The sequence below is a fragment of the Reinekea sp. genome (genome assembly GCF_982785585.1).
Map to the genome: position 1 here is coordinate 47254 of NZ_CEYAVF010000015.1, position 20244 is coordinate 67497.

Below are 20244 nucleotides of genomic sequence, written 5' to 3' on the forward strand. Positions count from 1 at the left end.
AGAAAGAAAGATGCTACCCCAAACCGGAGTTACTCTGCGCATCGGGTTCGGAGACCACAATGCGGTTGCGGCCCAGCGCCTTGGCTTGATACATGGCCGCATCGGCCCGCTCTATAACCTTTTGCACGTTCTTATCTTGGCTTTCCCGTGCCGAGATGCCGGCGCTAATGGTCACCCCCAAGAGCGGCCGATCGGCAACGGCCACCCTAAGGTCGCTGATATCTTGCCGGATACGCTCGGCCAAGGCTTGGGCGGCGTGCAGCCCGGTCATGGGCAGGAGCACCACGAATTCCTCACCCCCGAACCGTGCTAGGGTGTCGCCGTTGCGAATAATGTCGGTCGCACTGTGACCAATCTGTTGCAACACTTGGTCGCCCACTACATGACCGTAGAGATCATTGAATTGTTTGAAGTTGTCGATATCGAACAGGATCAAAGACAGTTCATTATTGTAGCGCCAGCTATTGGCAAACTCTTTGTTAGCCTGTTTTTTAAAATATCGCCTATTGTACAACCCGGTCAACGGGTCGGTTGTCGCATCGATAGTAAGGCATTTATTTTCGGCACGGGTTTGTTGTAAGGATGTCACCATTAGATTGTATTCGGTTACGTCCCGAATGGTGGCCACCACATGGCTTCCATAGCGCGTCTGCAGGGAGTTAAGGCGGATCTCGATCTGTATCGTTTGCCGGCTTTTGGTACAGGCTTGAATCACCCGACTGGCGCCGGTCATCGCTCGGGCCCTGGGGTCCAATTGAATCGAACTACGCCCCTTGGCATGGGCCTCGCGATAGGCTTCAGGCACCAATAGATCGATGTTCATATCAAGCAACTCCGCCTCGCTATAGCCAAACAGATGCACCGCTTCGGGATTGCCGCGCACGATAAAGCCATCTTGGTCGACCTGCAATTTGGCATCCGGTGAGCTGGTAAAAAGTGCTTCGGCTTCTTCCAGCGCAACCTTGGTGGAGGCGTAAAGCTCATCGATGATGTGCAGGTTCTTTTTATGCCGCTGCTCGAGTTGTTTGATATGGGTAATATTATGATGCAGGCCAAGCATGCGAGTGGCATGGCCCTGTTCATCACGGATCGCCACGCCGTGCGAATGGATCCACACCGTGGAACCGTTGCGGTGTTTGCAACGGAGCACCTGATCGTAGGGGCACAGAGGGTCGGCGCGATGCTGTTCCAAGTTGGCCGCCGACAGTTCAAGATCTTCTGGGAAGACGTGGGCTTGCCATTCCTCGCTAAGATGATCGGCTTCATCCAAACCGTAGCCCAAAGCCGCCCAGCATTTCGGGCTCATCCAGCGGTTATCGGGCTGGTCTAAATCCCAATACCAGAGTCCATCGAGTGTGACCTGCTGCAGAAAAGCAAGCCCCTCGCCATTTTCAGCGAATAGCTTGGTTAGCTCAAGTTTTAGGTAGTCACTGTCTCGGACAATCATGAATAACCTCAGCGCGGATGCCGTTATAGGTCACGATGTCAATCGCCCAGTCTATCAATGGCTAAGCTCAGCAATTAATAGGCTATTATCAATAAATATTTCGGCTGACCAATATGCAGATTCCTTAACAGCCGATTACGGTTAAACGGTTAAACGGTTAAACAACGAGCCGTAATCAACAAGCCAACCATACGCTGGCAAGGTTGAAAAACAACAGCGTTGAACAGCCGATACAGGGGTACCATAGTTATTAGTGATTCAGATCACAAAACTCATCGAGAGCCATCCGACTGGAATACGCCAACTGGGCATGGGCAAGAAAATCGGACCATCGTGCGCCAAAGCACTGGGGCTTTCGCAAAGCAAGATTGTCTACAGATCGCCTCAATTTGCTCAGCAAGGAATATCAATTCAGACATTATTTTATAACTAGGAGTCTATTTATGACATACGATGATGTGCTATTTTTTTGGTTTAACGACATAAAACCCGCTCAATGGTGGGTTAAAGATCTCGACTTTGACCGCCTGATCGAGCGCAGGTTCTCGGCTTTACATGAACAGGCGATCCGGTGTGAGTTATTCGCATGGCGCGCCTCGGCAAAAGGCCGCTTGGCTGAAATCATCGTCCTCGATCAGTTTTCCAGAAATATGTTCCGCGATACCCCTAAGGCGTTTGGGTCCGATCCGTTGGCCTTGGCCCTTGCGCAAGAGGCGGTCGCGCTGGGCGTGCACAATGATCTGACGGAGATGGAGCGCAGCTTTATGATCATGCCCTTTATGCACAGCGAATCCTTGATCGTTCATGATGCTGCTTTAACGCTCTTTATTGCAAACGGCATTCCAGAGAGCCTGAACTCTGCACGCAGACACCGAGCCATAATAGAACAGTTTGGGAGGTATCCGCATCGGAACCTCATTTTAGGTCGGGCCTCCACGCCCGAGGAACTGGAATTCCTGACCCAGCCGGGTTCGTCTTTTTAGCATGTAAAGACGCACGCCCGTCATTCCATCGGCGAGCGCTAGGGCCTCAGCAGCGGTCGTGCTTGCGCTAAGCGATGCCAGAATCTCAGCCCGCACTGGCGAGCCGTTCGTGCCAACCGTGCCGATAAGGGGATACCAGTGGGACCGGCGTTACGCATAATAACTGCCCCAAGACCCCGATTAGGGTTATCCTGCCAGCCATTACCGCCCCCTAGAGTCCAAGCTATGCTGTTTAACCCTATAACCCTGCCCAACGGCGCCGTTCTAAAGAACCGACTCGTTAAAGCCGCAATGGAAGAAAGCTTGGCCCGACCCGACCGGACCCCCTCTGATGAACTGATTCAGCTCTATCGACGCTGGAGCGAGGGCGGCTGCGCGCTGCTGTTAACCGGTAACGTCATGGTGGATGGCAACCATATGACCGGCGCCGGCAACTTGGTCTTGGATAAGGGTCAACAGCTGGCGCGCTTTACGGCATGGTCGGCGGCCGCCCAAAGCGGGGGCGCGAGTGTTTGGCTGCAAATCAATCATCCCGGTCGCCAAGCGCCGTCCAAGCTCAACGACCACAGCCTAGCGCCATCAGCGATCAATCTCGATATGGGCAATTTCTCCAAGCTGTTTGCACCGGCACGTGCGATGAACGAAGCCGAGATAAACCGGGTGATTGAGCAGTTTGCCGACACCGCGCTTCAAGCGGAACGGGCCGGTTTCGACGGGGTTCAAATTCACGCCGCACACGGCTATTTGATCAGCCAATTCTTATCGCCCCTGGTCAATCAACGCACCGATAAGTGGGGCGGTAGCGTTGAGAAACGCGCCCAACTCCTGATCAGCGTGGTGGATGCGGTGCGCCAACGCGTTCAGCCGGGGTTTGCGGTCGCGGTTAAACTGAATTCGGCCGACTTTCAACGCGGCGGCTTCGGGCCGGATGACGCACAAGTCGTTTTGCAACTGTTGGCCGATAAGCAGATTACGCTCATCGAGTTGTCGGGCGGCAGCTACGAAGCCCCGGCCATGCAGGGGCAGTCACGCGATGAACGCACCTTGGCTCGCGAGGCCTACTTTTTGGACTTCGCCGAACAACTAGCACACCACACCCAAATACCGCTGATGACCACCGGTGGAATTCATCGTCGAGAAATTGCCGAGCAAGTCTTGGCAAAGGGCGTCGACCTGGTAGGCATGGCCACCGCCTTGGCCTTGCAACCGGATCTGCCGAACCTCTGGCAGCAAGGTATTGGCGTGCAGGTCAGCCTGAAACCGGTCACCTGGAAGAACAAAACGCTGGCCTCGCTGGCCGTGATGGCGCAAGTTCGCCGGTTAATGAGAGATCTGGGCCAGGCAAATGTAAACATGGCCAAACCACGGCCCTATTGGTGGGTCGTGATCACCGATCAAATCGCCGATGCGCGCCATGTCCGGCGACTCAAAAAATGGCGCCGATCCTTATAGCAATTCGCGTCGGCGCCATTGTGACCGATAGGTTTTAAGCGACCTCGGTCACACCCGCCGCGCCACTTTATTTCGCTCTGGCGTTATCTTTAGACCGCCTGAGACTCACTCGCTTTATTTCGGATTACCCACTGGATGTATATAAGCTTAAAAAATGCACTGCCACTTAGTGCTTGGTATATGGTGGCTTCAGCGCTTGGCTTCGCCCTAATGGTGGCCTGCGTGAAGATTGCCAACACGACCTATCAGATCCCCGTACTGGAAATCGTCGCGGCCAGAGCAATTGTTTCCGCGCTGATCAGCTATGCCGATATTCGGCGTAAAAAAATATCGCCTTGGGGCAATAATAAGCCCTTGTTAATAGCACGCGGTACGGTCGGGGCCCTGGCCTTAATTTTTGTTTATTACGCCGTGACCACCCTGCCCCTGGCCGAAGCCACCATCTTGCAGTATTTACACCCAGTCTTTACCGCCCTGATGGCGCTGTTTTTTTTAAAGGAAGTTATCCAACGCTCCACCCTTGCCTGCATTGCTCTGAGCTTGATGGGTTTGGTTATTATGATACAGCCCAATTTTTCGCCAGATAGCGCGATCAGCTATTCTTGGGTCAGTATTGGCGCGGGCCTGCTAGGAGCCTTTGGCAGCGCGGTGGCCTATATTATCGTGAAAAAACTGACCCAAACGGAAGACAGTTCGGTTATCGTTTTCTACTTTCCTATTATTGCGATCCCGATCTCTGTGGCCTTGTTAGGCGATGATTTTGTGGTTCCCAGCCTGGCAGCAACAGGCGTATTGGTTTTGGTCGGGATCTTTACCCAAGTAGGCCAAATAGGCTTAACAAAGGCGCTGCACAGCGCAGATGCCAATAAGGCAACGGCCTATGCCTATGTCCAGGTGCTATTTTCCGTTTTTATTGGTTGGGTCTACTTTAGTGAAGTACCGGTTTTCACCACATTAGTGGGTGGGGCATTCATAATGGCGGGGGCGTTAATTAACGTCCTATGGAAACGCTGAGTGAAGATGTTAACGCGATCTTAGTTTTGAACATGATTCTCATAAAAAGTTAGAAAAGCCTGCGCCGCTTTTGAAAGATAGTGATTCTTCTTCCAGCCCCAGGCCAATTCCAAGCGAATCGCCGGCTCAAAGGGCCGAACACACAGATCCGATTCGTTTTCAACGATCATGGCGAGACAGGTTGCGATGCCAACGTCACTGCGGACCAACTGCTTCAGCAGGTCGATCAGATTGGTTTCGAACTGAATATTTAGGCTAACCTTTGCCTGGTGCGCCCGCTGTTCAACCGCGTCGCGCAGATAGTAACCTTGACGAAACATCACCGAGGGTTGCTGACTGTATTGCTCGATACTGATTGATGACTGCTGAGCAAGTTCATGATCTATCGGCAGGCACGCGACCACCTGTTCGCTCAACTTGGCCGCATAACGAATATCATCATTGGGGGGGACCGACTGCAGCAGGGCGATATCCAGCTCACCGTCAACAATCATTTGTTCCAGAGTGTGGGTGCCGGCTTCGACGAGCCGAATACGGACGCCCGGATAAGCCTGTTTGAAGCCGATTAGGACAGAGGGCAGGAAATAAGTCGATAACATGGCCGACGCACCGATGTTTATTTCTCCCCTGGCCAAACCCCGTAACTCGGTCAACTCACGGCCAGCATCGGCCAAATCCGCCAGGATTTGATGGGCATGCTTGAGCATGACCTTGCCATCTGAGGTCAAGGTCATGGTGCGGTTGCCGCGGTTAATCAACTTTAAGCCGGTTTCTTCTTCCAACTTCTTTATCGCGATGCTCAGGGCCGGTTGCGCGATGCCCAAGCGCTGCGCAGATTTGGAAAAGCTGCCGCTGATGGCAATGTCGCTAAAATATTCCAGTCGTTTGATGCTATTTAGGTGCATAGGAAAGGTCCAAGAGCGCGCGGTAGGATATTGATATAATATATAGAAGGTATATTTTTAATATAATTATAATATCTTAGCAACAGGGGTATAATTAGACAACTAACCACCCTAATTAAGGAACACCCCTATGGCGCTTACCCCATTCGAATGGCAAGACCCCTTCTCCCTAACTGCACAATTGTCCGACGATGAGCGCATGATTATGGACGCGGCGAAGGACTACTGCCAGGGTGAATTAGCACCCCGGGTTCAGATGGCCAATCGCAACGAGCAGTTCGATCCGGCGATCATGTTAGAACTGGGTCGACTCGGCATGCTCGGTGTTACCCTGCCGGAAAAATACGGCGGTTCTAATGCGAGCAACGTTGCCTATGGTCTGATCGCCCGCGAAGTAGAGCGCATAGACAGTGGTTATCGCTCGGCGATGAGCGTGCAATCCTCATTGGTCATGCATCCTATCTATGCGTACGGTAGCGAAGAGCAACGCACCAAATACTTGCCTAAGTTAGCCAGTGGCGAGTTTATTGGCTGCTTTGGTTTAACCGAACCCGGTGCCGGATCGGATCCAGGCAGCCTGAGCGCGAAGGCCATTAAAACCGAAAAAGGCTATATCCTCAACGGCGCTAAAATGTGGATCACCAACTCGCCCATCGCCGATATTATGGTGGTCTGGGCCAAGCTCGACGGTGTGATTCGCGGCTTTATTCTTGAGCGCGACATGGAAGGTTTACGCACACCCAAGATCGAAGGCAAGTTCAGTTTGCGAGCCTCGGTCACGGGCGAAATTGTCATGGAAGATGTCTACGTGCCCGAGGCTAACCTGTTGCCGAATGCGTCTGGTTTGGCAGGCCCCTTTGGCTGTTTGAATAAGGCGCGCTATGGCATTGCCTGGGGTGCTATGGGAGCGGCCGAGGCGTGCTGGTTTGCGGCGCAAAACTATGTCATGGATCGGGAGCAATTTGGCCGGCCCTTAGCCGCGACTCAGTTAGTACAGAAAAAACTGGCCGACATGCAGACCGAGATCAGCCTGGGCTTACAAGGCGCCATGCGCATGGGTCAGTTGATGGACAATGATGCCTGTCCGGTTGAGCTGATCTCGCTGATGAAACGCAACAATGCCGGCAAGGCCTTGGAAATAGCCCGTGTTGCCCGCGATATGCATGGCGGCAACGGGATTAGTGATGAATACTGCGTTATTCGACACGTGATGAACCTGGAAGCGGTCAATACCTATGAGGGCACCCATGATGTGCACGCACTCATTCTGGGTCGCGCGCAAACTGGCATTCAGGCGTTCTATTAATGGCTACGCCAGCCGATGAGGGGGCACTGTCCGGTATAAAAGTACTGGACCTCAGTCGCATTCTGGCGGGCCCTTGGGCCGGCCAAATGCTGGCGGACCTGGGCGCCGACGTTATTAAGGTTGAGCGGCCCAAGGTCGGCGACGATACCCGGCTATGGGGCCCACCCTTTTTTGACACTGATGATAAGGCCGAGCGCGTAGCGGCCTATTTCCACAGCGCGAATCGCGGCAAACAATCCATTGCGATCGATTTCACCCAGCCCGAAGGCCAGGCACTGGTATTAGAGTTGGTGCGCAAGGCTGATGTGGTGATTGAAAACTATAAATTCGATGGCTTAAAAAAATACGGCCTGAATTACCCAAGCTTGGCTGCGCTCAACCCAAAACTGATCTATTGTTCGATCACCGGTTTTGGCCAAACGGGTCCCTATAAAGAGCGCGCCGGCTATGACTTTATGATTCAAGCCATGGGTGGCCTGATGAGCGTAACCGGCGAACCGGACGGTGCACCGATGAAGGTTGGCGTGGCCTTGACCGATATATTGACCGGTCTTTATGCCTCAAATGCCATTCAGGCGGCGCTGCTGTACCGTCACCGCACTGGCCTGGGCCAACATATCGATATGGCCTTACTGGACGTCCAGGTTGCGACCATGGCAAACCAAGCGATGAACTATCTGGCGACCGGCACTGCGCCTGGGCGATTGGGCAATTCTCATCCGAACATCGTGCCCTATCAGGCCTTTGCGACCAGTGATGATTATCTCATTCTGGCCATCGGTAACGATGGTCAGTTTCAGCGCTTTTGTGCCGTGGGGCAGTGCCAATTCCTCAGTGCCGATGCGCGCTTCGCCACCAACCAGGCGCGAGTCGAGCATCGAGTTGAATTGATTCCGCTGATTGAATCCGTGCTCAGGGCTCAGAGTCGGCAATGGTGGTTGGTTGAGCTTGAAAAGGTGTCCGTGCCGTGTGGGCCGATCAACAGCCTGGAGCAAGTGTTTGAGGACCCGCAAGTTATAGCGCGCGGCTTGCAGATGTCGCTTGAGCACCCAACCCTAGGCCAAGTGCCATCGGTCGCCAATCCCATTCGATTGAGTAAATCGCCCATACGATATCGCGCTGCCAGCCCCTCTTTAGGCGCAGATACCGAGGTCATTCTTAAAGCGCAACTTGATGTGAGCCCGGAGCACTTTGAGGAATTAAAGGCGAAGGGTGTGATCGGCTAATGGCTTCGCTCGAGCAAAAAAAACGGCTAAGTGATTCGCCGTTTTTTTGTGTGCCCAAGAAGAGTTCAGCTGAGTACTTTTTTGGCGGCACACTCGCCCGCAATAGCACCCAGTACCACCGCGTGCAACAAGCCATTTCCCGACAGATAACCGGTGTCGTTCGAACCGGACACACCGCGTGCGGCGCCGCCTGCAGCAAACAGATTGGGCATTACATCACCCGTCGCGGAGAGCACTCGACCGGCAGTATCTATTTCCAAACCCCCCTGGGTATGAAACAACGCGCCGGTCACCTTAATGGCGTAAAAAGGTGCCACCAACTGCTGTTCCGGTACGAAGGTACGCCCCAAGGCATCGGGCTCGGCTGCCTCGCTCGATTGCGTCATAAGCGCAAACATCTGCTCGAGCTTGGTATCGTCCAAACCCAGTCCGGTAGCAAGTTCCGCCCGTGAGGCAAAGCTCTTCACCGATTTGGTGGTCAAGGCATTCTGATAGTCCTCAAACGCCAATAGGGTTTGATGAATACGCTCGTCATAGATATTAAAGACGTAGCCGGTCGGTTGCGCTAACACCTTGGCCGCGGCTTCAGAGTAACCCTGGTTTTCATCGGCGAAACGCTCGGTGTCGGTATTCACCTGCACCCCCCCCTGCATCATCACGGCCCACGAGATCAATGTCTGCGGTGGATCGGCTAAGGAGCCGTGTCCTTGGAAGGCCGTTAAATCCATTAGGCTGGCGCCGAGTTGTTCGCCCCAAATGACCGCGTCACCCTGATTGCCCTCATGGCCATAATAGAGCGCCTTATTCATCTGCGGCAGATATTTATCAACCAGGGCTTTGTTGCCGCCATAGCCATTGCAGGCCAGCAACAGGGCATCACAACCGATGGTCTCAACCTGACCATCGGGTTGTTGATAGGAAACGCCCTGAATGCAGCTTTGCGCATCAACATATAGGGCCGTAACATGAGCATTGGTGAGAATATCAACGCCCGCTTCGGCCGCCGCATTGAGCAAGGTGCTCATTAATTCCTGACCCGTGCGGCGCGGCGTACTGTGCATGCGCATTTGACTGTGACCTGGATACAAGAACCCTTGGACCAGCTCGAATGGGATCTTGTGCTGGTCGGCCAGCCACTCGATGACCCGAGCGGATTGATCTGCTAACACCTGAACGATACTGGGGTCGGCTTCGTTGTGATTCTTATGCTGGATGTCGTCAACCATTAAGCCGGGGCTATCGACAACACCTGCCGCGGTTTGAAAGCGAGTGTTCGCAGCGGGGATAAACCCACTGGACATAAAGGTGCTGCCGCGCGGCGTATTGTCCCGCTCCAGCACGACCAGCTCGATGCCCAATTCCTTAGCGGCCAAGGCCGCCACCAATCCGCAGGCACCCGCGCCGATAATCACCAACGGTATCCTGACTTCAAACGGATGCTGTACTTCATCAAAGGCAATTACGGTCATTTCTGTACACCACTGTGTTGAATAATCTCTGCCGCCGAGGCTTGCCAAATATCATCGTGTTGATTGATATAGTCCAGTATCTGCTCCAAACAGCCTATACGATGGGGTTGCCCGGTCAGCCACGGGTGCAGGCTCAGACCGAGCATCCGACCACTCTTTTGTTGTTTCGCTTCGGCCACCAGGTAATCAATCGCATCGATCACTTGGACCACCCAGGCATCTTCAGAATGCAGGTTGCCGCAAATAACATGCGCGTCCTCTATCTCGGTTTGCAGCGGCAGCATGGTCAGTGGGCCATTAGGCGTGTTAAAGGCATAAGGCAGGTCGTCATTCACCCAATCGCAACAGTATTCAATGCCTGCTTTGCGCAGCAATTCAGGCGTATGGGCACTTTGGTTGCGCGCCGGGCTTAACCAGCCGCGAATATCTCGCTTGCTGTTGTCCCGCAGGCTATTGACAGCACGGGTGACAATCTCGGCTTCCTCGTTGATGTCCTGGCCACCATAGTGCAGATGGTCCATGTTCCAACCGTGGCAGATCAGCTCGGCATTCTGGTCGAGTAACTGCGCCAAGAGATAGGGGTTATCATTGGCCAGCTGTGCGCTAACCGCATAGGTCGGTTTAATATTGTAACGTTCAAACGCCTTGAAAAAGCGATACAGACCCACCCTATTGCCATAGTCCCTGAGCGAATAGTGCCGCAGGTCCGGATACGGCATGGCCATACCGTAGGGTACCTTGAAGGGTATGCCGCGCTGATTCAAGGGGAAAAACTGCACCGACGTATTCACCCATACGGCCAGCGACTTGCCATTAGGCCACTGTATCGGGGCGCGATCGTGGAGCATCGACCAGTCGTAATGATCGTGGTCGTTACCATAGCGGCGCATGGGGTATTTTAGATACTCATCTGGTAATGCCACCTTATCGCCCTCCCAATTTGGCCGCGATATCACTACTCGCGTCGTCGTAACAGTTTGCTAAATAGTAATCGGCTATCTCTTTGCCTGTCGCCACCCAAACATCGGGGTGGCCGGTAATGTACTCAAGCGCTTCTTCAAACGCCTTAATGCGATGCGCGTTACTGACTTGGTAGCTATGGGTCGGAATACACATCACCGTGCCCGATTCGGCACCTTCCTGATACAGTCGATCAAAATGGCGTTTCAACATCTTAAGATATTGGCGCGGCTCAACCTTGTTCACCGCATAGACAATGGTATCGTTCATTTCCAGAGAATAGGGCATGGAAATAAAGCGCTTACCGGAGCGAGTATTCACCGGTGTGGGTTGATCATCGTGAAACAGATCGCAGGTATAGTAGCCGGCTTCGTCGCCAAACAACTCGGTACCAACTTCGGCAAATATATCGAGGGTGTGTTCCGAATGCGATAAGGCAGGTGCCAAATAGCCGGCACATTTTTGGCCGGTGTGCTTATAGATGGTTTCGATACTGTCGCGGATCATCTCGCGCTCTTGCGCTTCGCTCATATTGTAGGTGTAACGAGTGTTGTAGACGCCGTGACTGAAGAATTCCCAGTCGCGTTCTTTGCACATTTGAATAATTTCCGGATGATGCTCGCACAGTGCGACCGACAGAGAAACAGAACCGCGAATATTATACTTATCGAGCAAGGCCATTTGACGTTGATGACCCACCCTATTACCCCAGTCGCGAATCGAAAAACCCGGTACAGCGGGATTGGGCTGTGGCCAAGGACTGCGCGATGGGTTGGGCGGTGGATTCAGTTCGTAATACTCAATGTTCGGGGCAACCCAAAACGCTACCTTGGCTCCGTTGGGCCACTTTATTTTCGGTCGATTGTTGTAGGCCCAATAGTCGTAAGCAGCGAGCTTTTCCATTTCTATATCCTCTAGCCAATATTTACGAACGCGCGCCCAATTCAGCAATTACATCGGCTACCGTCATGACATCGGCATACTTAAGATGTAAGTCAGTCAGATTCGCGAAGTGGTAACTTTCATGCTTATCCGATACACATTCTTGCGGAACAATGGTTCGGTAGCCGCGGGATAGGCTATCGACCGCTGTAGCGCGAATGCAACCCGATGTCGAGCCTCCGGTTAAAATAAGGGTGTCAACCTGGTGCCAAACCAATAATGACTGCAAGGGTGTTTCGAAAAAAGCCGATGGCATACGTTTGGTATAGACCGCTTCGTTTTTGTAATCGATGTCTAACCGATCATCAAATTCGCTTCGGGCCGAGTCGAATTTTATGTTCTGCAATGAGTCCGGCGTATCCGTGCGCGTGCCCCAGATCCCGGCGTCTGCGGCAGAGTCCATATAAGCAACATGGGTCCATACAACCGGCCAGTTGAGCGAGCGGAATAATTTCACCAGATCCATGGTATAACCAAGTTGATTGGGATCTGTTTCATAGGCGGTCTTATAAAGATCAGTTCGGGTATAGGCTTTTTGAGGATCTATATTGATCAGCGCCGCTTTTTTACCAAACCCAAACGGGACTCGTTGCGGATTATTAATGACTTCGTTAAATATCTCTCTAGCTGTTTGGTCTGAAGTTATCATTGATCGCTCCGTCTAGTGCATTGAATTATGTTGGTTATAAGCGCATCAGCGCTCATATTTCTGACCCAGTTCGAGAATCGCATCAGTCTCTAAATATTCATTTAGTTGCCTAAAATCCAGCATCTGATCGCGAAACGGCGCCGTTGAGCCGTTGGCATGCAAGCTGGTGAAAAACTGTTTAGCCATATAGGTAAAGGCTCGCACCAGGGCGCCGGGGAAAATCACCAAAGAAAAACCAAGCTCTTCTAAACGCTTGGCGTCTTGCAACGGAGTATCACCCCCTTCGACCATATTTGCCATAATCGGCACTTTTTTGCCGAAGGCCGACATCACCCGATCGATATCGGTGCTGTTACGAATACCCTCAACAAAGACCATATCGGCACCGGCTTCGTAATAGGCGTTAGCCCGTTCGAGCGCTATATCAATGCCATCCACCGCTATGGCGTCGGTGCGCCCAATGATCAGGGTGTTTTCTGAGCACCGAGCGTCAACGGCTGCCTTAATTTTGCCGGCCATCTCGCCTTGGCTGATGAGCGACTTGCCCTGCAAGTGACCACAGCGCTTGGGATAGGTTTGGTCTTCCAGCTGAATGGCGTTGGCACCGGAACGCTCGAGCATTTTAACGCTGCGGATCACGTTTAAGGCATTGCCAAAACCGGTATCGCAGTCGACTATGATGTCCAATTCACACCGCTCCTGAATCAATGCCAGGGTGTCGTTTATCTCCGTCACACTCATCAGGCCGATGTCCGGTCGCCCCAACTTGGTATAGGCCAAGCTGGCGCCGGACAGGTACACGGTGTCAAAACCGGCCTGGGCCGCCAGTGACGCGCTCAGTGCATCGTAAACGCCCGGGGCGACAACAATGGGCTCCTGCGCCAGACGTTGTTTTAAATTGAGGTTGTTGGATTTTTTTTCAACTGTGACCATTGTTGAGCACCTTGATAACAAATAAGGGTGTTTGTGGCGTCCAGAATATCGACTACTTTTACCCAGCAACTTCCACCTAGCCAATGGCAACTTACCTGGACGCCTAGTCCTCGTCACCCTAAACGGCATGGTGAAACGCCTATCGGGCTTGCTGTCAAATGCTTGTGCGCAACATCTGATTAACCTTTGAGGATGGTAACCTCTCAGGTAGGATTGGTTTGCCTGTAGCCAGTAGCTTGCATTTGAGCCGACGGAATCGATACATTTAAATGTATTATTATTAATACATTTATAGTCTATAATAAATGCAGCTGTCAAGACTTAGTTATGTACAAAAAGGAGAACGAATGGACACTAAAGCGTCAAAGCGCGGCCTAGGTGCCACTAAATCACATCAGCTGTTTTTGCTACTCAAGGAAACCATCGTCAGCGGTCGCATTGCGCCAGGCAACAAGCTGCCCGGCGAAATCGCCCTAGCCAAAGAGCATGGCTTATCCAGAGTCACGGTCCGGCGAGCAATGGAGGCGTTGGCCAACGAGAATTTAGTCGTGCGCTTGGCTGGCAAGGGCACCCTGGTCAAGGAACAACCCGTCGGCGCAACCATCATGACGGCGAGCGTGGCCAACCTGTTACCGAACATGGTCACGATGAGCAAGAATTCAAATGTGAAATTGCTGGAATTCGCCTATGTCCAACCATCCGAACATATCCGAAGCCGGCTTGGCCTGGGCCCATCAGAGCGAACTCAACGCTCAGTTCGGGTTCGCTCAGCCGACGACAAACCCTTTTCGTATCTGGTCACCCATGTACCAGAGCCCATCGCATTGCATTACAACGAGAGCGATTTGGCGACGACGCCGTTGTTTGTTTTGCTGGAGCGCAGTGGCGTGTTGGTCGATCAGGCCAAGCAGGTCATTTCTGCCACTTTGGCGACCAGTGATGTGGCCAGTGCACTGCAGGTACCCGTGGGTTCGCCCCTTATTTCGCTCAACAGGGTGGTCATCGATCGCAATCAGCAAGGCGTGGAATACCTCACTGCACTGTACCGCCCAGACCGTTACCGTATTGAAATTGATCTCAGTCGAGCGGGCGATGAAGACTCACGCTATTGGCAAACAGTCGATGGCGAGAGCGATTAAACTGAGATCATCGCTTGACATGCCTTGAACGGCTGGTATACCTTTGATTGTGTTATTTGTAATACATTTAAAGACCGAGCAAAAAACCGGCTAGCCGTCAGCGTTGGGTAAATTGTAGTATGTCGCAACAAACATTTTTCGACAAAATATGGCAGGCTCATGAAATTGAGGTCGCTGATGATGGCCAAAGCCTTATGTGGGTCGATCGGCATTTCGTCCATGAAGGTTCTTTCCACGCGTTTAACAAATTAACGGCGAGAAGCCTGCCGGTTAGCCACCCTGAGCTAACCTTTGGCGTCGCCGATCATTATGTACCGACTCGGTCTCGTTCATTAGGCGACCTGCCGCTAAAGTCGCAGAATATGATTCAAATGCTCAGCACCAATGCGCACGAGCACGGCATTAGGCTGTTCGATTTACACGATTCACGGCAAGGCATTGTCCATGTGGTGGGTCCGGAACTCGGCCTGACCTTGCCAGGCACCTTTATTGTCTGCGGTGACAGTCACACCTCTACTCATGGCGGGCTCGGCGCACTGGCTTTTGGTATCGGCGCATCCGAAGTCGCACACGTTCTGGCAACTCAAACCCTTTGGCAAACCAAACCCAAGCAGATGCGCATTACCATTGATGGTGAGCTCGCTGAGGGCGTTACCGCTAAGGACATTGCCCTGCATTGGATCGCGCTATTGGGTGCGGACAGTGCCCGCGGACACGCGATTGAGTATGCAGGCAGCACCGTTAGCGCGTTGACGATTGAAGGCCGACTAACCCTTTGTAACCTGTCCATCGAAGCCGGCGGTCGCTGTGGCATGGTCGCACCAGATGAAAAAACTCTGAATTATCTAACGGGTAAAGCGTTCGCTCCGCGCGAAGACGATTTTATCCAGGCCGGACAGCATTGGCTCGGGCTGGTCACGGATGCACAGGCAACCTTTGATCGTGAAGTGCATATCAACGCTGCGGACATAGGCCCAACCGTCACCTGGGGCGTGTCACCGGAAGAGGCCATTTCAGTAAACAGTCCAATTCCCGACCCCAGCCATGCGGCGCACTCGGCCAAGGCCAAACAATGGGCCAGCAGCTTGGATTATATGGGCTTAACGGCGGGTCAGTCATTGCAGGATGTGCTTATTGACCGGGTATTTATCGGGTCTTGCACCAATGCTCGCTTAGAAGACTTACGCAGTGCGGCCCAGGTGCTACAGGGTCGTAAATGTGTCATACCCGGTATCGTGTCGCCTGGCTCTAGCTCGGTAAAGGCTCTGGCCGAGGCAGAAGGATTGGATTCAATCTTTATCAATGCTGGGCTTGAGTGGCATGAAGCAGGTTGTTCAATGTGTGTCGGCATGAACGGCGACTTGATTGGGCCCGGCGAACGCTGCGCCTCATCAACCAACCGAAATTTCAAAGGCCGACAAGGCCCTGGTGCGCGCACCCATCTCATGTCACCTGCCATGGTTGCGGCGGCCGCAGTAACGGGTCGCATTACCGACTTCCGCCAGCTGCCCCAAGTAGATGCCATTCAGGAGGCCGCGCTATGACACCGTTCAAGCAACTGGACGCAAAATGCTTTCCGCTCGATGCCGCCAATGTCGACACGGACCAGCTGATCCCGGCCAGGTTCATGCAAGAGCCGCGCAGCGTCGGCTATGGCCAGTTCCTGCTGTACGACCAACGCTTTGACAGCAACAACAGCGCAATAGAAGCATTTAGGTTAAATCAAACTCGCTTGGCGGACGCCGGTATTATAGTGGCTAAACGCAATTTTGGCGCCGGCTCATCGCGAGAGGCCGCAGTCTATGCCTTAGTTGACTATGGCTTTCGCTGTGTCATCGCACCCAGTTTTGGTGACATTTTTTCCAGCAACGCGGTTAACAATGGTTTGTTACCCGCCCTAGTCACCGAGGCTGATGCGCAGAAATTGATCGACTATTGTCAAAATCAGTTGGCAAGCTCGCTAACTACCGCCCCGATCATTTCTGTTGACTTGGAAAATAAACAGATTCGTTGCGCTGACAGGTCCATAGCGTTTGAGATTAAATCCGCTTGGCGCTCTAAACTGCTCAACGGGTGGGATGACATAGAGTTAACGCAGGCTTACAGCGAAAACATTGCTCAGTTTTACACCGACTATCAATTGCGTTCTCCATGGGCGGTAACGCCTCAGGATAATACTATATTGGCAGTTAATAAATAAAACGCACCAGTGAAAAGACCATCAAAACTCTAATGCAGTCAGCTTCGACCGAGCCTTGGTTTAACTTGATTCAACTGAGAATAATAATAACTAGAGGACAACAGAATGAGACATTCAATCTTTAATAAAACGGCAATTGCTATTGGCTTGGTATCGGCGATGTCTTTTTCGGCAAAGACCTTTGCTGAAGATACCATTACCGCAGTGCATGCATTCAACACCTCGTTAATCTATACCAAAAGCTTCTTGAGTTTTGTCGACAAGCTCAATGAACGCGGCAAGGGCGTCATCCAGATTGACGTCAAGGGTGGTCCAGAGGTTATAGGCTTGGGTGAACAGCCAGACGCAGTGCGTAACGGCGTGGTCGATATGGCCTACACCGCTGCAAGCTTTTATGGTGGCACCATCCCTGAGCGTGACATCATGGTCGCCTCAAACACCAACGGCATCTATGCTCGAGAAAGCGGTGGCATCGACTTGTTAAATGAAATACACCAAGAGAAGATGGGCGTTTACTACCTTGGCTGGTTCGACAGCGGAGTGAGTTATAACCTTTACACCGTAAATGAGCCAAAGATCGGAGCGGATGGGAAACTTGACCTGGAAGGCCTAAAACTAAGAAGCAACGCCGTTTATGATGCGTTTTTCCGTAGTTACCTAGGTGCAGAGCCAATCAGCATGCCAACAACGGATGTCTATGCCGGTTTGGAACGAAATGTCGTGAACGCCACCGGTTGGACTCAGATTGGCCTAAAAGACCTGAACTGGGACCGCTTCTTGAACTATCGGATTGAACCGTCTTTCTTTTCAACCGATATGGGCGTAATTATTAATATAGACGCTTGGAATGAATTGAGTGCTGAATCGAAAAAAATCCTCCAAGCAGTAGCCATTGAGCATGAGCGCGACAGCGCCCTATCGTTGGCGAGCCTAGGCGACACACAAAAAGCCGAAATGGTCGCAGACGGCATGAAGATTGTTGACTTGACTGGTGATGTTCGTGATCAGTTTTCCCAAGCAGCTCGTGAAGCAACCTGGGAGCGCATGGTTAGCCAGATGTCCCGCCATCCAATGGGTCTCAAGCATTACGATACCTTGGTCGAGAAATTCAACAAACTCGATTAATACTGTCTAAGGCTTCTACTAAAAGTTCAACCGGCTACGGTTGAACTTTTTTGGTTTTTTAAAAAAAGATGGGTTTCTTATGAGAATCGCCTTAAAAATATATAAAGGTTTTATTGACCTAATGGCCATAACCTCTGGCCTAATGCTGGTTTGGCTTATGGTCGGTATTGTACTGTCGGTACTCATAAGAAACCTGGGAGGCCAACCATCTGCCTGGTTTTTTGTCTCTACAGAGTATTCCCTCTTTTATCTAACCCTATTGGGTGCGCCTTGGTTAGTCCGAGAACAGGGCCATGTTCACATTGAATTATTGACGGCCATGATGCCGCCGAAAATATTGTCGATCCACAGTCGCTTAGTCGCTCTAGGCTGCGTAATTATATGCCTGGTGTTGGCTTGGAAAGGTTTTGACCTGGTGCAAACCAATATTTCACGCAGCGATTATGATGTCCGAGCTTTTTTTGTACCGAAATGGATTTTGACCATTGTCTTTCCCATTACCTTCTTGGCAATGGCGACTGAGTTCTCCAAATTTGTTTTTGGCGAAAATATCATGCATGTTGGTGAAGCGGGAGTGCATGAATAATGGAATGGTATCTTGCACTGACATTCTTACTGTCGATGATAATTTTCTTTATGGGCGCAGGCATGCCCATTGCGTTTGCATTTTTAGGGGCCAACGTTATTGGCTCCTGGTATTTCATGGGCGGCGAAAACGGTGTCACACAGCTGCTTAATAATGGCTTTGGTGGTCTGTCTAAGTTCAGCCTAGTCCCTATTCCGCTCTTTCTGTTAATGGGCGAATTATTTTTCCAAACGGGTCTGGGCATGAAGATGTTCAATGCCATTGACCGCCTAATGGGCAAGGTACCGGGGCGCCTGTCCTATGTGACCGTTGTTGGCGGCACCGCATTTTCGACACTGAGCGGTTCGTCCATGGGCTCTACGGCCTTAATGGGGTCATTGTTAGTGCCGGAGATGGAGCGGCGCGGCTATAAGAAACACATGTCGATTGGCCCAATATTGGGCACCGGAGGGCTCGCAATCATCATTCCGCCGTCGGCCTTGGCGGTACTGCTGGGGACCTTGGCACAGGTCGATATTGCTAAACTGTTGATTGCCGGCATAATCCCTGGCCTCATATTGGCCAGCTTTTACGTACTAACCATTTTCATTCACACCAAACTGGATCCCGATGCCGCCCCCGCCTATGAGGTTGCGGCCATCTCTTTGTTAGGCAAACTAAAACTGATTACTACGGATGTCATTCCGATGATTAGCGTGATGGTTATAATTGTAATCATGATGCTAACCGGTTTCGCAACGCCATCGGAGTCTGCAGCCTTTGGCGCCCTGGGTGTGGTCATACTGGGTTTCATCTACCGCTGCATGACTTGGCAGGCCTTCAAACAATCTATAATTGGTGCCCTGAAGGTTACCCTTATGGCTTATTTGATCGTCTTTGGTTCGGCAACCTTTAGTCAGTTACTGGCCTTCTCCGGCGCGTCAAGCGGACTGATTTATTGGGCGACCAGTTTCGATCTAACCCCCATTTTCATGCTCTTGGCCATGTTCGGCGTGCTGTTGTTGTTAGGCACCTTTATGGAGCAAATTTCCATAATGATGTTAACCGTACCGTTCTTCTTTCCATTAGCGGAGACGCTCGGTTTCGACCTGGTTTGGTTTGGCATCATAATGCTATTAGCGTTGGAGATTGGTTTTACCACACCGCCCTTCGGCCTATTGTTGTTTGTTATGAAAGGTGTCGCACCACCGGGTACCACGATGGGCGAAATTTACTCAGCAGCCATGCCATTCATTTTCTGCTCGCTATTCTTGGTATTGCTGATGATCATCTTCCCCAGTATCGCACTTTGGCTACCCAGCTTTATGAACTAACGCATTGTTTGCTGTGCTAGCGCGCCGCCCGGCTGTCTGCGGGGTGCGATTTAAAATACCGTATCCTTGATATTCACCCTTGCGTGGCTACTCTACCGGCAAAACAGCCGTTTATGCTGCGGTTTCATATTATCGTATTCGTTGCAATCGGTGTTATTGAGTTAGGCATAGACTGGCTGGCCACGATACAGGCTTTTAAACTCCCTGTTGCCTTTGAAGCGCGGGTAAGACCTGCCAAGATATTCAACCAGCTCGATTGGGTCCTCTGCTTGCCTGGGCTCGACATTAAAAGTCGGATCCAAGCCGGCAAAGGCATAAAGCTTCGTCACGTTATGCTTGAAGGTTTGATCCTCGAGTAAATCGACATAATCTCCCAACAGGCCCAAAAATTCTGGATGTGCCAACTTCAGGCGCACCCCGAGCTGTTGCTGCACTGTTGCGATGCATTCCTTGGCCAGTTGCACCGCCTCTCTTTTCAATACCCAGGAGCTCTCCATGCTTAAATCCTCCATGTTTGCACTTACTTAATCAGCAAAGAGCCTGCCAAGATAAAGAACGGATTAAGACGCCAAGCGGATTAAAATATATTGATTAC

19 protein-coding genes are annotated in these 20244 nt (G+C 51.8%); 11 read left to right on the forward strand and 8 right to left on the reverse strand.

Features of this window, described 5'->3' with window-relative positions:
- Positions 1–13: 13 nt before the first annotated feature.
- Positions 14–1447, reverse strand: coding sequence for a sensor domain-containing diguanylate cyclase (locus tag AC4FIC_RS07860; RefSeq protein ID WP_100257876.1), 1434 nt, complete (start codon positions 1445–1447; stop codon positions 14–16).
- Between the two features lie 443 nt (positions 1448–1890).
- On the opposite strand from AC4FIC_RS07860, the gene AC4FIC_RS07865 reads away from it, so the two are divergent.
- The 3 genes from AC4FIC_RS07865 to AC4FIC_RS07875 all read left to right on the forward strand — a co-directional run bounded on the left by AC4FIC_RS07865 (position 1891) and on the right by AC4FIC_RS07875 (position 4896).
- Positions 1891–2430, forward strand: a complete 540-nt coding sequence (locus tag AC4FIC_RS07865; protein ID WP_100257877.1) for a DUF924 family protein — start codon at positions 1891–1893, stop codon at positions 2428–2430.
- A gap of 225 nt (positions 2431–2655) precedes the next feature.
- On the forward strand, positions 2656–3882 hold the full coding sequence (locus tag AC4FIC_RS07870; protein WP_273285863.1) for an NADH:flavin oxidoreductase/NADH oxidase family protein: 1227 nt from the start codon (positions 2656–2658) through the stop codon (positions 3880–3882).
- A 135-nt stretch (positions 3883–4017) separates the two neighbouring features.
- Entirely contained in the window at positions 4018–4896 is an 879-nt protein-coding gene (locus AC4FIC_RS07875) for a DMT family transporter (protein WP_100257879.1), read from the forward strand.
- A 20-nt stretch (positions 4897–4916) separates the two neighbouring features.
- Here AC4FIC_RS07875 and AC4FIC_RS07880 read toward each other — a convergent pair whose 3' ends face one another.
- Complete coding sequence (locus AC4FIC_RS07880) at positions 4917–5801, reverse strand: LysR family transcriptional regulator (RefSeq protein WP_273285864.1); 885 nt, start codon at positions 5799–5801, stop codon at positions 4917–4919.
- Positions 5802–5931: 130 nt separating this feature from the next.
- On the opposite strand from AC4FIC_RS07880, the gene AC4FIC_RS07885 reads away from it, so the two are divergent.
- Together AC4FIC_RS07885 and AC4FIC_RS07890 are read left to right on the forward strand one after the other, a co-directional pair.
- Positions 5932–7107, forward strand: coding sequence for an acyl-CoA dehydrogenase (locus tag AC4FIC_RS07885; protein ID WP_100257881.1), 1176 nt, complete (start codon positions 5932–5934; stop codon positions 7105–7107).
- Complete coding sequence (locus tag AC4FIC_RS07890) at positions 7107–8333, forward strand: CaiB/BaiF CoA transferase family protein (protein WP_100257882.1); 1227 nt, start codon at positions 7107–7109, stop codon at positions 8331–8333. Before AC4FIC_RS07885 ends, AC4FIC_RS07890 begins: the two co-directional genes overlap by 1 nt.
- Positions 8334–8398: 65 nt before the next feature.
- On the opposite strand, the gene AC4FIC_RS07895 is transcribed toward AC4FIC_RS07890, so the two are convergent.
- The 5 genes from AC4FIC_RS07895 to AC4FIC_RS07915 are packed head-to-tail and all read right to left on the reverse strand — an operon-like array spanning position 8399 to position 13286.
- A complete protein-coding gene (locus AC4FIC_RS07895; protein WP_100257883.1) occupies positions 8399–9802 on the reverse strand; it encodes an FAD-dependent oxidoreductase in 1404 nt (467 codons plus the stop codon).
- Positions 9799–10725 (reverse strand): polysaccharide deacetylase family protein, encoded by a 927-nt coding sequence (locus AC4FIC_RS07900; RefSeq protein ID WP_273285866.1) that lies wholly within the window; start codon positions 10723–10725, stop codon positions 9799–9801. The genes AC4FIC_RS07895 and AC4FIC_RS07900 overlap by 4 nt, the downstream gene beginning before the upstream one ends.
- A gap of 1 nt (position 10726) precedes the next feature.
- Entirely contained in the window at positions 10727–11665 is a 939-nt protein-coding gene (locus tag AC4FIC_RS07905; RefSeq protein WP_100257885.1) for a polysaccharide deacetylase family protein, read from the reverse strand.
- A gap of 22 nt (positions 11666–11687) precedes the next feature.
- Complete coding sequence (locus AC4FIC_RS07910; protein ID WP_100257886.1) at positions 11688–12353, reverse strand: isochorismatase family protein; 666 nt, start codon at positions 12351–12353, stop codon at positions 11688–11690.
- Between the two features lie 45 nt (positions 12354–12398).
- A complete protein-coding gene (locus AC4FIC_RS07915) occupies positions 12399–13286 on the reverse strand; it encodes an isocitrate lyase/PEP mutase family protein (RefSeq protein ID WP_100257887.1) in 888 nt (295 codons plus the stop codon).
- A gap of 347 nt (positions 13287–13633) precedes the next feature.
- Here AC4FIC_RS07915 and AC4FIC_RS07920 point away from each other — a divergent pair, with 347 nt between their 5' ends.
- The 6 genes from AC4FIC_RS07920 (at position 13634) to AC4FIC_RS07945 (ending at position 19649) form a co-directional block, all read left to right on the forward strand.
- A complete protein-coding gene (locus tag AC4FIC_RS07920; RefSeq protein WP_100257888.1) occupies positions 13634–14425 on the forward strand; it encodes a GntR family transcriptional regulator in 792 nt (263 codons plus the stop codon).
- A 119-nt stretch (positions 14426–14544) separates the two neighbouring features.
- A complete protein-coding gene (gene leuC, locus AC4FIC_RS07925; protein WP_273285867.1) occupies positions 14545–15969 on the forward strand; it encodes a 3-isopropylmalate dehydratase large subunit in 1425 nt (474 codons plus the stop codon).
- On the forward strand, positions 15966–16625 hold the full coding sequence (gene leuD / locus AC4FIC_RS07930) for a 3-isopropylmalate dehydratase small subunit (RefSeq protein WP_273285868.1): 660 nt from the start codon (positions 15966–15968) through the stop codon (positions 16623–16625). Before leuC ends, leuD begins: the two co-directional genes overlap by 4 nt.
- A gap of 105 nt (positions 16626–16730) precedes the next feature.
- Complete coding sequence (gene dctP / locus AC4FIC_RS07935) at positions 16731–17750, forward strand: TRAP transporter substrate-binding protein DctP (protein ID WP_100257891.1); 1020 nt, start codon at positions 16731–16733, stop codon at positions 17748–17750.
- A 121-nt stretch (positions 17751–17871) separates the two neighbouring features.
- Positions 17872–18336 (forward strand): TRAP transporter small permease, encoded by a 465-nt coding sequence (locus AC4FIC_RS07940; RefSeq protein WP_227003682.1) that lies wholly within the window; start codon positions 17872–17874, stop codon positions 18334–18336.
- The gene (locus AC4FIC_RS07945; protein ID WP_100257893.1) at positions 18336–19649 is read left to right on the forward strand and encodes a TRAP transporter large permease; all 1314 of its coding nucleotides are present in this window, start codon (positions 18336–18338) and stop codon (positions 19647–19649) included. The genes AC4FIC_RS07940 and AC4FIC_RS07945 overlap by 1 nt, the downstream gene beginning before the upstream one ends.
- A gap of 161 nt (positions 19650–19810) precedes the next feature.
- On the opposite strand, the gene AC4FIC_RS07950 is transcribed toward AC4FIC_RS07945, so the two are convergent.
- On the reverse strand, positions 19811–20146 hold the full coding sequence (locus AC4FIC_RS07950; RefSeq protein WP_100257894.1) for a hypothetical protein: 336 nt from the start codon (positions 20144–20146) through the stop codon (positions 19811–19813).
- Positions 20147–20244: the final 98 nt, after the last annotated feature.